Below are 16728 nucleotides of genomic sequence, written 5' to 3' on the forward strand. Positions count from 1 at the left end.
GTGAGCGTGGTGCGGTGGGCGTTGATAAAGCCACAGCCGTTACAGGTAATGCCGGACGGATTGGCAATCACCACCTCGGCTTTGCGTCCGGCCACTTCAATCCAGCCGTTAAGGTGACTGGGGTCGCAGCTGTTGACTTCATTGAGGATAATTTTGGCTTCCCCTTTGGCGAGCCACGGATTCCCGGCCACCATCCCGCCCAGCTGGGTCTCGGTTGCTTTTGCGCTGTTATTGAGGATAACCCCGTGTTTATCGACATCAAACTGGCGGTAAGTATTGTGCGACACCCCGGCAGCACTGGGGGTCTGGATATTGACCTGCGGGGTGCCGTTGGCACTGGAAATAATGGTCGGTTGTTGATGGCCCGGCGCCTGTCCATCGGCCACCATCGCCGCCTGTGCGGTGAGTGAAATCCCGCCCAAAGCCAGTAATAAACTCAGCCGTAATGCCGTGAAGCGGCAAAGTCGTTGAGCCGATGGCCGACCCCGACGGCGGGCGGTGCTCCGTTGTCCGCCAGTAGCAATCTCCGCCACCACCATCGGCAGATTTCGGGAGTGGTTAAAGATAATACGATATAAGTGTTTATTCATGGTTATTCTCCGCGAAGGTGTCCTGAATGTGCTACGACGCGCGGGCAGCACGGTGAGGGTGAGGCTAAAAATCGCGGGTCAATTTCGCAGCGGTATTAACCCTAAATTTCACTTAGCGATCAATGTTCGGGGTTGATTATTAGTCTGGTAACTAAAAGCGGGAATTTGGTTAAGATAGCAGCAAAAACAAGGCGTTATATTTTAGTGCAAAAAATAGACGCAGGTTATTATGATGTGACAAATCGTATAAAAAATAGATTAATATTAATCATTTAATAATCAATAGTAATGATTTCAAATTAATTTTACTTTTTTGTTTAATTATGTGACGCAGATCACAAAGCAAGATCTCATTTCAGACAAAAGTGACTTGCAAAAAGCGGATTTTTGTTATTGCACGAACAGGTAAAAACCTTTCCCTCAGTCTTGACAATGCTGAGGCGATATCACAGCAATTGCGTTACTCTGATAGCTGAAACGTTTTGTGCTGTACGTTCTTCTGTTGAACGGCAATGACTGGAAATTTATATCCTCCGCTTTACCCTTCTCAGGGAAACAAGTAAATAGTGAAAATGTAGCGGCATTATGAAAAGTTATTTGCTCAGTCCCAATAATTAATAACTACCGGAGAAAGGTATATACCCATCATCTTTCAAATTGCCTCTTTGTTGGCTGCACTCACTCCCCCCAGTCACCTAGTTATCTATGCTCCTGGGGATTCTCTCCCTTGCCGTCGCGATGCATCTTGAAATCTATTGGGTATAAACATCATAAATTTAATATTAAAATATAAGTAAATTAATAAAAACATTCACAAATAAAACTCAGAAATAGTTTCCCGAATAAAAACTCAAAAAAATGGCCCACATTTCTGTGAGCCATTTTTATTTTTATGACAGCTAATTACAGTGAATTAATTAAGCAAATTTTCCCTTACCAAGGGTTACATCGGTCCATGCCGTGGTAACAGCCATTCTCGCCTTGCTGTCCAGACTCTCAATAAAACCATTGTCACCCGCTGTCGGAGAAAAACTACTCATTGCCTGAATCAATGAATCAACGGCATTGTCAGAAAGTGCGGTAAATTCTCTCTCACCTGATTTGTCTTTATCCCCCATCTGCCTCACCAATTTGGCTCGATGACCATTAAAGTAATCATCAAAGGTGACTGATCCCACTGATTCAAAGAGTTCCTGAGCGGTGTTGTCCTGAGTATGACGGTTCACTGACAGTACCAAATCATATCCGCTGCGTTGGAACCAGAGGTCTTTCCAGTCAACACCGTTAAACAAGATCATATCTTCTGCGTTGATATCGTTAACCCGGTTATCAATCACTTTTCCGCTGACTACAAAGCTATCTACATCTGTTCCACCCTGGAAGCGGTTCTGATAACCGCCCAGCACTAACAAATCCTGACCATCACCGCCGTTAAATTGGCTGAACTTCGAAATCGCAGCGGCTATCAGGTGATCATCACCGTCCCCGCCATTAATCACCGCATGGTAACCCATCAGCTTAATCGTATCATTGCCGGAATGACCGTCGATCCGGTTGTCATTACCAAACACTCTGGCAAAGTCATTGCCTTCACCTAAATCAACCCGGTTGTTATTGCCGATGGTCACCGTATAGTCCTGACCGGCTCCGGTATCCACCCGATTGTAGTTACCGGAAGTGACGACGTAATCCCGCCCGTTACCCGCATCAATAAGACCACCTTCACCAAAGACAAAAGCTTGATCATTACCTTCGCCCATAAAGACATGGTTAATACGTCCAGCTACCACGGCGGTATCATCACCATTGCCGCCAAACATCCAGTTTTCACGCCCCATCAGAACGCCCATATCATTACCTTCACCACCAGCAAAGATATTGGATGTGCCTAGTGAGTAGTAAACATCATCACCGCGACCACCCCAGAAGTTGTTGTTATCACCCAGATAGGCACCGAGATCTTTACCATCACCACCCCAGTTGAAGTTGTAATTTCCCAACGACACATTAATATCGCCATCTCCTTGCAGATGACCACTGTTACGCAGGAAATCAAAGGTTTTTTGCTTCATATTGAGCAGATCTGCGGTTAGATTCTCTTTCAAATTGGTCACTAATGATTGCATCTCTGCTTGTTTATCTTTGCTAAACATCGTTGCAAACAGGTTAGGTAAATTCAGCGAATTAAAACCAAATGCACGTTCTGCTTTGCTATTAGCCTGAGCGTTATCTCCGTTGATGCTAACCACAGCGCCTTGTTCCTGATTTTCATCAGACGCTTTCGCTTTCAAACCATGACTTTCCGCAAATGTTCTAACCCCATCTTCTCCCGCATTGATGCCGGCTTCCAAACTATCCAGCAATTTCTCTGGATTGGTGAAGGCTTCCAGTTGATCACCGCCAAATTCCCTTATCACTTCCAGCATTTCTTTCAGAATAGCCTCACCATCAACAGGCTTGCCTGTGCGAGAAACAATATGTCCATCTGCGGTGTAGTCCACACCAAAGATATCCGCTAAGGTAGTTTCTTCATTCACACTAGCTAATCGGCCAAGCAGCTTATTCTGAAGCTGACGCGGTAAGTCCTGCGGGTTGTAGGTAAAGGTTGTTTTCGCCATGCCCGTTGCTGAGTATTGCTGAGTCATCAGACCAAACAGTGAACCCAAATTGGTATCCAAAATTGACTGGATATTGTCACCGAACGTAAAGTTCCAGTTACCCGTCGTAACCTGAATATCAGCGCCACGCCCGCCAACAGCAAAATTGAATGCCAGCTCCTGATTAGCCTGACGGAATTTATCTGCCCGGCTCATTTTGCCTGCATTGACACTATTGTCATTCTCGCCTAACCACTGATTAAGTTTCTTATTCAATGCTGATTCAGCATCATATTTTAAACCACGGCTACTACGCTCATGCTGAGAATCCAAATTAAGCAGCGTTTTGTAATCCACGTTGCTGGTTTGGTCTAAACCAGATATATCACGCACAAATTTCTTCGCACCGGCGATTGTCCATTGCTGATCTTGGGCCGCTAACCAATCCTGTCCTTCATCGGAACGGGCAATACCTTTCAACACGTCAGCAATACGGGCAGCACCATCAAATGGATTAACCAACGGTGGCGTTGGGATGGATTTATCCATCATCACAATCAAGTCATTACTACGACCTTGGTTGAAGCTGACATTACGATTACCAATAAACATCTGCGCCCCTTCAAGCGCCTGATAGCCGCCAATATCAAAGCTATGTTTGCTATCACCATGACCAATGTGAACCATCACATTGTTGTCACCGAAAGCCAGTGATTTAAAACCACCGGTTCCCACTTTAACGCCTACGTTCGATGTTCCCCAATTAAGCGCCGTAAACTCTCCGTCACCGACATTCACCTGGATATTACCGGAGTAACTGAGCTGATTCTGCGAGTCATTATCGCTGGTGTTAACCTGGTTACGCTTCTGTGGCTCAATGAAAACTTCTCTGTTGTCGGCAATCGCCCCTTGTATAACCGAATCAGCCTCTGTATACCCGACTTTAGCGAAGTTGATATCGCTTTCAGCAATACCACGACGAACTTGTTCTGTATGAGTGATCAGTTTATTCTCTGCATCCCAGCTCAATACAATCTTGTTATCAGGCAAATTGTTAACCCATTGGTTATTTTCGTCACGGGTAAATTTACGGCCTGTTGCGTCAACCGCTACTTCGCTACTACGGGCTGAAATATCACTGCGAATACCTTGTTTATCCAACTCAGTCATAAAGCGACGAGCAAAGCCATCCCGCTTATCATCACTAATCAGTGAACAACCCACCAGACTGATGTGATCGGGTTTGCTGATGGCCTGTTCTCCCAGCTTAGCATCCTGATAAAACTGCTTTAGTTTTGTCGCCAATTCATCAGCGCTATAACCACTCAGACGAATGTTATTCTGCTCTGACGTATCACGGCCATGACCGACAACCTGCCAGCGTAATTTGTTGGATAATTTAGACAGTTCGCCATAAACAACACGATATTTACCGTTAGCGTCGAGTTGAATAACTACGCTGGAATCCGGGTGTTTACCCGCCAGATTAGCGGCTGCTTTGGCAGCTATCGGGTCATCTTCCATTTGAAGAATGATCTGCCCCTCAAAACGAGTTTCACGACCATCAGTCTGTGGCACTACATCCACCGTTTGCCAGCCATCAACGGGCTTATTCAGATGACTATCGTCGATAATCGTCGGCTCTACCCCTTTATTTTTGCCAGCTAACCCATCTAAATCTTCCAGCGCAGGACGGTTTTGCGGTTTTACCACCGCATACTTCTGATAAAACTCCTGAGTTTCTTTAAAAGCGTTATCCAGCGCCTGATTTACCCACGCCTTGCCCTTTTCCCCGGTAATCTCTGCCAGATCCTGATAATTGGCGGTATAGCTGTTTAGTACTTGCTTACGCTCCTCACCGGTTGTCTGTAATGCTTTGTAAACCGCCAGACTTTCGTTGACAGAGTGACCACCATCAAATACCAAAAATGCCAGCGTATTGAGATAGCTTTGCCCGGTTGGGAAGTCAGGCTGCTTACTGGCAATATAGTTATTGAGGTGAACCATGATATTGGTCGAGCCAGACGCGCCTGTCACCACAGACTGGCCTTGCGCTAATGCATTACGCTCAAATGTAGTTTCCCGTCCGGGGGTCAAGATCCGGCCTGCTGCGACCTTTCTGCCATACAAAAAGTCGTCATGTTTATTATTTGCAGGTTGGTAGGGCAGCGCCGTGCCATAATCATTGGTCTGCTTTTCCGTGATAACGACTTCGTGCGTAACATCCGTCCCGGTAGTCAGTTTAGTACCGGTTGAACGGGCTTTAGTAATCACATCCTGATAGAAAGAATCCCCTTTTCTCTTCCAGTCAGCACTATCCATCCCCATTCCCGGGGTGGTCGCCATTTTTACCGCCAGAAACGGCACCTTAATCACAGAGAAACCATCATCAACCTTAGTCATCATGGTCTTGAAATTAGCAAAAGTTGGCTCGTCCAGGAATGTTGTTACCTCAGGCACCCGGCTGAACCAAGGGCGAAAATCCTTATCAATAGACTTGGCAAAAGCTTGCATCTTGCTGGCAATTTTTTGGTCACGTTCAGCACCTTCGGGATAAAAACCACTTATCCACTGTTCAAAATCCTGTACCAGGAAGTGACCGGTTCGTTCAGCGGTATTTTTCACCTCCGGTGATGCCGTTTTCACCAGTTCATAGGCCAGTTCAGAATCAAAATGACGGCCAAACAAGTTATCAATATATTGTCCGGTGGCCTTCTTTTGGTTGGCATCGGCCAACAGCTGTTGAGCCAGCGTGTGCAATTCAGGATGCGTTTTCAACTGGGTAACAGCATCCTCAAATAATTCTTTGGTTTTTGCATTTGTTACTTTCCCAGTAAGCCAAAGTTCTCTGGCGCGTTCAATCAAAGGCTTACCTTCTGGGATAGCTTCTTGTTGTAATCGGCTGACCAAAACGATAAGGCTTTCGCTTTCGGTCTTAGGTGCATCCCGCTCCGCAGTGGAGTTAATCTGGGTTAATGGCTTAATTTGCAAATCAATGAGACGATTAATTTCGCTTTGCGCAATATCGCCTTTCAGGCCCACCACGCGGCCAAGCCCATCGAACGATATTTGCTGTTCAAACTGCGCAACCTGCTCAGGTGCCACAGCGATTCCTAAAATCCCGGCTGACTCAGCTCTCTGGGCCTGAATGTGAGCAACCAGCTCACCCATCTCAAAACGTAAGCTTTTCACCAGCTTACTACGCTGAGCGAATTCTTTGGGGTCACTCTGCTGCCAATGGGCTAACGCGTTCTCAAGCTGCAATACATGCTGTTCATCAGGCTGTTCGACGGTACTGTTAAAAGCTTCACGCACGGCCACCAGCGCCTTACCAGGCAGATCGGTATTTATCGGACCAAGACGTCTTTTAGTAGAATCAATAAACCGTTTGTTTCCCTTACTCAGTAAGACAAGTTCCAATTCTTTAAGTACAGAAGAACGAGATTGATGGTTATTTCCCCCTAATCCTTGCAGATCAATACCTGAAATCGTCGGTGCTTTTCTGGTTAACTCTCTGGGTTGATTTAAGGTTGGTTCCACCGTGCCATCGGATGATGTTTCGGTAAACATTGAAATGATCGAAGCACCGGTATTTCCTGAACGAATACCCTTGTTGAGCTGTAACCGATTAACCGCTTGCTGTGCATCATCATTCAAGGCAGCCAAATCTTCTGCTATTAATGTTAAATCTTCACTAATCCAGCCGTCAGGTTCAGTTTTTGATTTAGGATCAATATGGCTTTTCGATTTCTCCACTTCAATCGGTGTATAAGCTTCTCCAGACAAACCGCTACCCGTTGCCCCGGTACGCTCTGGTTTAGCATCATCAGCCTGTTTCGCGTCTTTTGCATTCTTCTGCGCTTGAGCCGCTTTATTTTCCGCCGCTGTACTGTCACTTTCACCACGCTGTTTCGCCTTTTCATACGCAATATTGGCGTCACTCACAGCGTTCTCTGCTCGTTGTTTCTGTAATAATGCTTCTTCTTTTCTCTGCTCTGCTTTTTCCTCAGCGTCTGCAATATCTTTGTCTACATTATCTATATTCTCAAGGCTTTTACCTAAACCTGCTTCTGATTTCTCAGTTGCTGTTTTTACTATTTCTCGTTTATTAATAAAATGCTGCTGTGCCTCAACTAATTTTTTCTGTGCAGTAAGTTTGGCATCATTTAATTTATTCTGGGTGTTATCCAGATATCCAACAGCAAACCGATTACGCCACTCATCACCGGATTTGCCATCATAATTTTCATATTTATTAAGCGTATCCATACCTTGAGCCATAAGCACCAGTTCTTTTTCAACTATCCTGGACTCTGCACTTATTGCATCACGCTGTACTTGCCCATTCTTATTCAACGCATCTTGATTGGTTGATTCTAGTTGGGATTGTGATTTTGAAATTGTTTTAAGCTGTTTATCTTTCTCTTGTTTCAGGAGCTGACGACTCACCTCAGCTTCTTCTTTATTGCTTAACGCATTTTGCGCGGCTTTATCCTGCTTCGCATGTCTGATAACCGTATCAGCTTGTGGTGATGCCTTATCCTGAGCTGAATTAACATTATCGCCAATCTGCAAGGCATGCTGGATAGCCTCGGTATCAGGCGTCTCCACCGGGGTTATTGTGCCTCTCAAGTTGTTCGCCAGATCCGAACTAATTTCATCAATTTTATCCATCTGGAAACCATCAATGGCAGAAACTTCGGTTAAATTAATCGCCCCTCTACCTTTATTGATTCCAGAAGTATTCGCCTCATTACCCTGGATCAGATAATTAATCGCCTGGCTCCCTCCCACATTTAGCACAGTTTGTTTAATATTCTTAAACAGAGAAGAGAGATGACTGCTTTGTGTGTTGCTCTCGGCAATAGCAAGACTGTAGAAATCGCCATTACCAACCTTAATCGCCACATTATTGCGTGCATAGGAAGCATTGATCCCCAGACCATCACCAATATGAATATTGGCATTGCCTTTGCCTTTCATAATCGCAACATTGAGACCATTGCCGACTTTAGTATTGACGTTATATTCACCCCATACTGCATTAACTGAAACGCCGTTACCCACCTTGGTATTCACATTCAGGTTGCCATGCGTCGCAGTCACGCTTAAACCATTCCCCACCGTGGTGGTAATATTGGCTTTACCCTTTGCCGCAGTAACCTGCATACCGTCACCGACTTTAGTCACGATATTGCCTTTACTCCACAAAGCATTAAAACTATCGCCGTTACCGACTTGAGTCACAACGTTGGCATCAGCTTCGGCAAGCACCACATTATTCCCGTCGCCTACCTTAGTAATGACATTAGCTTTGCCCCAAGCTCCCGTGTAATCATCACCGTTACCAATATGGGTGATAATGTTGGCATCACCCTGAACGACTGTGACTTCTCGCATTCCTCCCACTTTGGTAATGATATTCGCTTTACCTTTAGCGAAATTGTAACGGTCGCCATCACCAACATGAGTCAGGACATTAGCTTCACCCCAGACAGCGTTAACTCCTGTACCTTCCCCCACTTTAGTAATGATATTGGCTTTACCTGTAGCGAAACCAACGGTTGTGCCATCACCAACGTGTGTCATGATATTACCCACATCGGAAATAAGCAGGCCGACCGTTGTACCATTACCTACTTTCGTCAGAATATTGCCTTTACCTAATAGCACGGCAGCCGTCGTTGATGATCCCAGATGAGTAACAACATTAGCCTCAGCCGCTGCCACAACCCCCATAAAACCCTTACCCACTTTGGTGACAATATTCGCTTCACCCAGTGCCAACACCCCGGTTAAACCGTCGCCATAATGGGTCATGATATTAGCTTCACCAAACATTGCCGCCAGCGTTGTACCATCACCCACTCTGGTCATCACGTTCAACTCACCGGCAAACAAGCCAATACTGGTCCCGCCACCATCATGGGTATAGATATTGGCATTCCCCACCATCAAGCCGACCGTCAAATCATTACCCACTTTCGTCAGGATATTGGCTTCCCCGATCATAGCGGCAAATGTTTGACCATTACCGACATGGGTCATCACATTGGCTTCGCCTATCATTGCTGCCAGGGTCGTACCATTACCTACTTTGGTTGCAACATTACCCTCCGCCAGCATCAGGGCAACACTCATCCCATCCCCAACGTGGGTAAACACATTGCCGTCGGCTATCATCAGTGCCAGTGCCTTACCATCCCCTACTTTGGTAAAGATATTACCCAAACCTCCCATCAACGCCCATGCATCACCCTGACCAACATGGGTAAAGATATTGCCAGCACCAATCATAGCCGCAATTGCAGTTCCCTCTCCCACTTTAGTAAAGATGTTACCTGCTGCTCCCATGACCCCCAGCGTCTGACCGTCACCGACATGAGTCAGCACATTACCCATTCCAAGCATAATGCCTGTAGTGTCACCATTGCCTACTTTGGTTAGGATATTGGCTGCCCCCAACATCACCCCCGTCGTACCCCCATCACCAATGTGAGTCAGAACGTTTGCACCACCGCCCATCACCGCAACAACATCCCCTCTTCCTTTTTTGGTGAGGATATTGGCGCCACCCAACGCAATGGCCGTGGTGTCTGATATTTCATTATCACTACTGATATGCGTGATAATGTTGCCCCCCCCTAACATGCCGGAAACCAGATTACCTCCACCAAGCTTGGTTAACACATTAACGCCGCCCCAAAGTACTGAGGAAACATTCCCTTTACCTTTTTGGGTCATGACATTAAAGCCACCGGCACCTAACCAATTCGCGCTGCCATTACCTACATTACCTATTTGAGTATGGGTGTTATATCCTCCCAGCAGGGTGACCCGACTATCACCGTTACCTTTGTGGATAGAAATATTGCCAATCGCCAGAAGGTGCGCCAGATACTGCCCATCACCGACACGCACCAGCACATTTGCCGCACTGCCAGCGTAAACATCCATGTTTCCATACTGATTCTGGTGAACAAGGACATTTGCCAGACCTGCGCCACGAAAAGTCAAATTACCCTGTTCACCACTTTTCACAATGACGTTGGCGGCACCGGCGCCTTCAAAATGCGTATTACCGAATCTCGAACTATGAAGAATGACATTAGCAATCCCATCACCTTCAAAATTAACATTGCCGAATATCACACTGGATTTAATAACGTTTCCGCCACCCATACCGCTAAAATTAACATCACCGGAGCTATCACCGATGTCCGAAGATGACTTCACCAATTCCTGATGACGATATTCTTCAATATGTTCTAAATGCTCAGAGACGCGGCGTACAGTATCGACTTGATATTTAAGGTTAGTGAGTGAATATCCCCCCGCCTCCATCGAGCGATAATCATTGTCGAGGGAAAAATCTTCATTGACCAAATCACCGGTATGGTCGCCTGCTTTGTACCAAGCACTGGCATAATATTTCAGCTCTCCGGTTTTAGAATCATTGATCAACTCCACCTTGACCACTTTGGTATATGACTCGACATATTTGGCATAGACATAAGTATTTGGTTGACGATTCGATTTCACCGCCGAAACATCCAATACCAAACCATCAGAATGGATTGAACGCCCATGCATTTTTGCATCAATCAATATGACATCTTCTGCTTTAGCGGTGGTTCCGCTGGCATAAGTCACCCACTGATTTTCCTGCAAATCTTCTTCAACAATATGCTGAACAGTAACGGGGTAATGATGTTCAAAGATTAAATTGAAAAGACGGTAATCACTATCATTGCTTATCTCATCAAATCCATTCTCTAAAGAGATATTTTCCGTAGCAAGATTTTTGAGTTGATTACCATTTTTACGCCATGAAGTGGCGTAATAACTAAGTTTACGGGTTTCAGGATCATTTCTAAGCTGAACTTTGCTGATCTTTGTCTCTTTTTCGTCAGCAAACGCAAAGAGATAAGTATTAGGCTCAGTCGTTGATTTAATGCCTGTCACTTGCTGGCGTTTCTGAACGCCCATCTTCGCCGTTGTTAAGACAATTTCTTCAACTTGAGTATATTCCAAAGCTTTATCATACGAATAGCTATCTTCACCTATTCTTGATATTTCATTGTAACCACCAGAACCGGCGAAATTGATATTACCATGAGCTATATCTGAATAAATTTTGTTATAAGCGCCTGCACCTTCAAATTCGATATTACCGCGAGTCTGTTCATATTTATCTTTACTTTCTCGCAAGCGTTCAATGCGGTTTGATGCCCCAGCACCATGCAAGATAATATTGCCTTCTCTCCCTTTACGAATAATGTGGTTATCAATTCCTACACCTGTGAAATCAATATTACCGCTTTCAACCCGCGAGCTGATGCTATTTGCTGCCCCTCCACCATTAAATATCACATCTCCGTGGCTGTCCTCATAGCGGTCATACCAAGTACGATCAATTTTATTACCTGCTCCTGCGGCATCAAAGTTTAAATTACCCTGATTAGTTTCGTGCCATAACTCGTTATAACCGCCGACACCTTTAAACGTCACATCACCGGATTGTCCTTTACGGCTTAGGCCGTTATAAGCAGCAGCCCCGGAGAAATTCAGGTTACCGCGGCTTCCGCGGTGATCCATAGAAACACCACCCGCCGCACCAGAAAATGAAATATTGCCATTACCGTTTTTATCAATACTTGCGTAACCTGCGGCACCATGTACATTCAGATTACCGTCAATATTCACTATTTTTAAATATCCGGCACCACCATCTACCGTCTTATCGCCAGAACTGGCATAAATTGTCGCCCCTAGCGACCCCACAGTAATATGATCATTTCCTCCTTTGGCATAAATCTCCCCTCCCACTCCAATGGCAACAATATTATTCCCATCATCATCATCGTAATATTTCCCAGTGAAGAAATATTCTGTACTACGGTTTGATGATTTCCCCATAAACAATCCCTTAATTTATTTGAGGTTAAATAGAAACATTAATCCCATAGACATAATAAGTTTATATATCTAAAGATACGGTTAAACAAATAAACAAGATAAAATAATATAGAGCAAAAACTCAAAATCAACATTTACACATAAGAAAGTCTATTTACCCCCCATATATTGCCCCATATCCCCACATTGATGCTAAAAATGCAAATTAAGATAATAAAAACAAAATTAAACCATAATGCAAATTTTCATATAACCAAATGTTTATATTGATATTTACAGTAAATAAAATAACAGATCATCCCCAAAAATATTATCTAACAATAATAGTCTAATTTTTTTATAAAAATAAAATAAATAAAAATCATTAAAACACCATATTAACAAAGAAAATACAAAAATATATCATATACCCTTCATCCTTCAAGTTGCTGCTTTGTTGGCTGCGTTCACTTACCCCAGTCACAGAGTTATCTCTGCTCCCGGGGATTCGCTCCCTTGCCGTCGCGATCCATCTTGAAATCTATTGGGTATATGCTCTTGGGGATGCGTTCACTTGGCCGCCGCGCTGCAATTTGAAATCTATTGGGTATAAAAGTAAATACAATAGATTAATAAATTGGCTATTAAGCATTAGAGCAAATTATCGTTCATAAATTAGCAACAAAGAATATACAAATAATTTCGGGTATAATCTACGCTTATTTACTATTGATAATACACTATTTCTAACCCAAAAATGTTTAACATCAGGAACAACAACACGCGCAACAACAGCTCATAACCCTTTTTCCAACAAACCACTTGAACAAATTTAACACAAAATAGTAATTATAGTTATATTCATTCCCATTTAAAATTTCCCTGTTAAATAGTAAAAAATCAATTAATAAATATATGATTTTTGACGAGAAAGTTATTATATTCTATTATACAACCAGATCACTTTAAGTATCATCGGCCAACGAACCATTCAAATAACGACTCAAATAAAAATTCAGGAGCTACTATGTCAAATATAAAAAACCAACCCAGCAATATCACTCCACAGTTAATTCTCATGTGGGAAAGAAGTGATGAACCTTGGGGAGCCAAAGATCTCCAATCAAGATTTATCTATGCCAATCCAGTTTTTTATCAATTACTTAACCTCCCTAAAGATTTCGATATTACTGGGCTTTCAACAGAGGAATTACCCTCACCTATTGCAAAATATGCTGACGAATTCCAGCGTCAGGATCAAAAAGCGCTTCAAACTATGCAACGAGTCACTTCGCTGGAAACGCATCAGTTTGCAGAAAATGAAGCCAAACAGACTTACCTTTGCGACAAATTCCCACTTTGTGACGACAACGGTGACTGTATGGGGATCATTTTCCATATGCACAAAACTCAAGATTTTTCTGTTTCTTACTATTATGAAAAGACATCTCCAAAAACGCTGGAATTCATGCCACCTAACGATATATTGACGCAAACTGAGTGGGAAATTCTCTTTCTTACCCTTCGTTCATTGGATGAAGAGAGCATTAGTAAAGAATTAATGATAAGTACAGAAGAGGTCGTTAATTATATTCAGTCAATTTACCAAAAATTTAATTTACCAAGACATATAGAATTAGCCGATTTCTGCAAAGAAAATAAATTTGATCACCATATTCCAGAAAGATTTGTCACTGTTGGCAGCAGAGAATTATAAGCTCATTGTTAACTGAAAATAGGATTCAATCATGAAAAGACTTAATAATATAGATATCTCACTTCAGGTCATTAATACAATGCAGCAAAGTGATGAACCTTGGGGAATCAAAGATCAAAATTCATGCTGGATTTATGGTAATCAGGCAATGAGATCTGCACAGAACCTTCAAAATTCATTTGATTATGAAGGGCGGTATGATGATGAAATCCCTTGGGACGGAGCAGAGTTTGCAAAAGAATTCATTATTCATGACAAAAGTGTAATGGAAAAAGGAGAAAGAATATGTTCACTGGAAACACATATGTATGGAAAAGATAAATTTCTATCCTCACTTTTCTCAGAAAAATATCCACTATATAATGATGAAAATGAATGCGTCGGTATCTTTTTACATGGATGGCCAGCCCAAGATTTTTCATTAACCCGTTTATTCCATGGTAAACTCCCTGCATCTATTATGTTCCAACCCCCCACTGATTTATTTACCCAACGGGAATGGGATGTTATTTTTCTCTCGCTACAAAAATATACCAGCAAACAAATGGGTAAAATATTAAATATTTCCTATCGTACTGTCGAAGTCCACATGTCACGAATATATAAAAAAGTGGGTGTTAACTCCAGTTATAAATTAGAAGAATATTGTCGAACGAACGATTTTGATCTATATGTACCAGAAAGATTTGTACATCCAGAAAGCAGAGTATTTAGCTCTAACTGATAACGGAGTTTTTATGAAACAGAACTGTACGATATCACCTCAGATTATAAATACAATAGAAATGAGTAATGAGCCTTGGGGAATCAAAGATAAAAATTCGCGCTGGATTTACGGTAATATGGCATTAAAATCCACTCAAGACTTTCCAAGCTCATTTGATTATGAAGGATTATATGACAATGAACTCCCTTGGGAAGGAGCTGAGTTTGCAAAAGAATTCATTACTCATGATAGAAATGTCATGAAAAAAGAGGAAAGAATATGTTCACTTGAAACACATGCATTTGGAAAAGAGAAAGTTCTGTCATCTTATTTTCAAGAGAAATCTCCACTATATAATGATGAGAATGAGTGCGTCGGCATCCTCTTACATGCATGGAAAGCACCAAATTACTCATTAACCAGCCTACATCAATATTATAATAAACTACCTGCATCCATCATTCTCCAACCACCAACAGATCTTTTTACTCAATGTGAATGGGATATTATTTTCCTCTTTTTACAGCAATACAGCAAAAAACGGATTGGGGAAATATTAAACATTGCTTATCGTACGGTTGGAACACATATGGATCGGATATATGGCAAGATAGGTATTAACTCCAGTCAGCAACTGAAAGAATACTGTCGGGATAATAACTTTCACCACTATGTACCAGAAAAGTTTTTATTGTCATAGAAACTCTATATATCCGATTTTCCGTAAGCCCCGGCAAAAATTATCGCTAAAAGCCGGGGATCTGATCCTTTGGACACTAAGAGCCTATCTCAATAGGCGTAATTGTTGCAGGCCATTCTTATCAATGAACAGTGAACACGGACAGCGCGGAAAAACCGGAGCGTACACGTAGTACGTGAGGATTTTGAGCACTGCCCAGGTTCGCTCTTTATGGCAAATAAGGGCAAATAAAATAGCCCTATTGGGATAGGCAGTAAATACGTTGAAATAAACGATGTATACCCTTCAAATAAGCGGCTAATATTACGTTGTATTTTCTTAATGGCAATTCAGCGATTACAGGCTATTTTATGGATCTGCTGCATAAAAACCCCTCGATTTAATCGTGAAGATAGTGGGTTTCATCCACCGAGGTGGAAATCCGGTTAAACCGGGCGAACAGGCGTTCTTCCCCAGTGAAGCTGAACACATCCAGTGCCGCCACAGCGCCGGACCTCAAGCCGGTAGCGGCAGTGGCCCGTCAGCGCCATTTTACCCGCCTGACGTTGGCGGGCCAGCAACATTTTTCTATCCATCATCATTTTCCCCGCTATCACATGAAACGGTCTGTTAAGCAGAAGAAGAGGGGCGCCCTTGTCACCAGCACCGCAATAACGCCAGTGCCAGGTGAGATTACCCGGGCGGATATCCCCTCGTCCGTCAGACCCTCAATCCATTACGCCTGACTGCGCTCATTCCACGCGTCCGAGTGAATGATGTTGCCGTCTTTGTACGTCCAGGTGATTTTTTCGTAGCGGAACTCAACCTGTTCCAGATGGTTGTGTTTCTCTTTGGCAGGATCTTTGATGTCATGCATCAGCGTCATCTTTCAACCACAAATAAGCGGGGATAGCCATAATATGACGCCTGTTTTTGAGTATGTGAGGTCGCCTGCACCGGCGACGTTGTTGTTGATAAAAAGCCGGGTACGGTTTGCGGTCGCTGGCAGGCGACCGGCCGCGTTGCACCTTCGCCAATGACAACACCCGGCAATGGTGGTCATTCCACAACAATTACACCTGACCGGATCGCCCTGATGGATCACGTCCTTCATTGATCAGGCCCTCCTCGCGGGGGCAGTTCCAGAATCTTGCCAGCCCAACGCGCTTTGAGCTTCTCTTTGGCGATTTGCATGCGTCGTTCTTCGATAAACTGTCTCTGTTGACGGGTCACCTCACCCACATTATGGGTGAATGCTTTCGTCTGCTCCGCGTCCGGCAACATGGGGATCAGTTCTTGGGTGGATAAATCGTGTACGCTCACTTCCAGCTGCGTGGCGTGAGTTTCGTTGATGGCATCCGCCATCATGTTGCCGACTTTTTTCCGTTTAAAGATAAACAAAGCACAGCCAACTGGTGCCATTGCCCCAACCACATTGCAGTCCACCGTCAAAAGCGACAGGGGTTTATTACACATTGTGCCGAAGTAAATCACCCGGTAACGGAAATAACCGCCCTCCGGCTCACGCGTATCCAGCGTAG

General features: G+C 43.7%; 8 protein-coding genes and 1 pseudogene. 4 read left to right on the plus strand and 5 right to left on the minus strand.

The window, feature by feature from the left end:
• Window positions 1-590: two-partner secretion domain-containing protein (locus EAE89_RS21460; RefSeq protein ID WP_214086540.1), on the minus strand; the 590-nt coding region annotated here is incomplete at its 3' end.
• On the opposite strand from EAE89_RS21460, the gene EAE89_RS21465 reads away from it, so the two are divergent.
• Window positions 589-726, plus strand: coding sequence for a hypothetical protein (locus tag EAE89_RS21465; RefSeq protein ID WP_214086541.1), 138 nt, complete (start codon window positions 589-591; stop codon window positions 724-726). The genes EAE89_RS21460 and EAE89_RS21465 overlap by 2 nt on opposite strands.
• Window positions 727-1507: 781 nt before the next feature.
• On the opposite strand, the gene rtxA is transcribed toward EAE89_RS21465, so the two are convergent.
• On the minus strand, window positions 1508-12106 hold the full coding sequence (gene rtxA, locus EAE89_RS21470; protein ID WP_214086542.1) for an MARTX multifunctional-autoprocessing repeats-in-toxin holotoxin RtxA: 10599 nt from the start codon (window positions 12104-12106) through the stop codon (window positions 1508-1510).
• A gap of 1006 nt (window positions 12107-13112) precedes the next feature.
• On the opposite strand from rtxA, the gene EAE89_RS21475 reads away from it, so the two are divergent.
• Genes EAE89_RS21475 through EAE89_RS21485 form a run of 3 tightly spaced genes read left to right on the plus strand, consistent with a single transcriptional unit; the run spans window position 13113 to window position 15208 of the window.
• Window positions 13113-13802, plus strand: a complete 690-nt coding sequence (locus tag EAE89_RS21475) for a PAS domain-containing protein (protein WP_054481621.1) — start codon at window positions 13113-13115, stop codon at window positions 13800-13802.
• A 31-nt stretch (window positions 13803-13833) separates the two neighbouring features.
• Window positions 13834-14526, plus strand: coding sequence for a helix-turn-helix transcriptional regulator (locus EAE89_RS21480; protein ID WP_054481623.1), 693 nt, complete (start codon window positions 13834-13836; stop codon window positions 14524-14526).
• 13 nt (window positions 14527-14539) lie between these two features.
• The gene (locus EAE89_RS21485) at window positions 14540-15208 is read left to right on the plus strand and encodes a LuxR C-terminal-related transcriptional regulator (RefSeq protein ID WP_054481625.1); all 669 of its coding nucleotides are present in this window, start codon (window positions 14540-14542) and stop codon (window positions 15206-15208) included.
• 425 nt (window positions 15209-15633) lie between these two features.
• Here the strand turns inward: EAE89_RS21485 and EAE89_RS21490 are convergent, their stop codons facing one another.
• The 3 genes and pseudogenes from EAE89_RS21490 to EAE89_RS21500 all read right to left on the minus strand — a co-directional run.
• Window positions 15634-15786 carry a hypothetical protein gene (locus EAE89_RS21490; protein WP_244866685.1) on the minus strand — a complete coding sequence of 51 codons (153 nt, stop codon included), beginning with the start codon at window positions 15784-15786 and terminating at the stop codon, window positions 15634-15636.
• Between the two features lie 137 nt (window positions 15787-15923).
• Window positions 15924-16067, minus strand: a pseudogene (locus EAE89_RS21495) (type VI secretion system tube protein Hcp); the annotation flags it as partial.
• A 230-nt stretch (window positions 16068-16297) separates the two neighbouring features.
• Window positions 16298-16728, minus strand: a 431-nt coding sequence (locus EAE89_RS21500) for a T6SS phospholipase effector Tle1-like catalytic domain-containing protein (RefSeq protein WP_479687601.1), incomplete at its 5' end; no start/stop codon positions are given.

This window comes from Photorhabdus heterorhabditis, from assembly GCF_018448905.1.
Lineage (GTDB): Bacteria > Pseudomonadota > Gammaproteobacteria > Enterobacterales > Enterobacteriaceae > Photorhabdus > Photorhabdus heterorhabditis.

Coding starts and splice junctions, on each gene's coding strand:
- EAE89_RS21465 (WP_214086541.1), top strand. CDS start 589: ATGGTTATTCTCCGCGAAGGTGTCCTGAATGTGCTACGACGCGCGGGC.
- rtxA (WP_214086542.1), bottom strand. CDS start 12,106: ATGGGGAAATCATCAAACCGTAGTACAGAATATTTCTTCACTGGGAAA.
- EAE89_RS21475 (WP_054481621.1), top strand. CDS start 13,113: ATGTCAAATATAAAAAACCAACCCAGCAATATCACTCCACAGTTAATT.
- EAE89_RS21480 (WP_054481623.1), top strand. CDS start 13,834: ATGAAAAGACTTAATAATATAGATATCTCACTTCAGGTCATTAATACA.
- EAE89_RS21485 (WP_054481625.1), top strand. CDS start 14,540: ATGAAACAGAACTGTACGATATCACCTCAGATTATAAATACAATAGAA.
- EAE89_RS21490 (WP_244866685.1), bottom strand. CDS start 15,786: ATGATGGATAGAAAAATGTTGCTGGCCCGCCAACGTCAGGCGGGTAAA.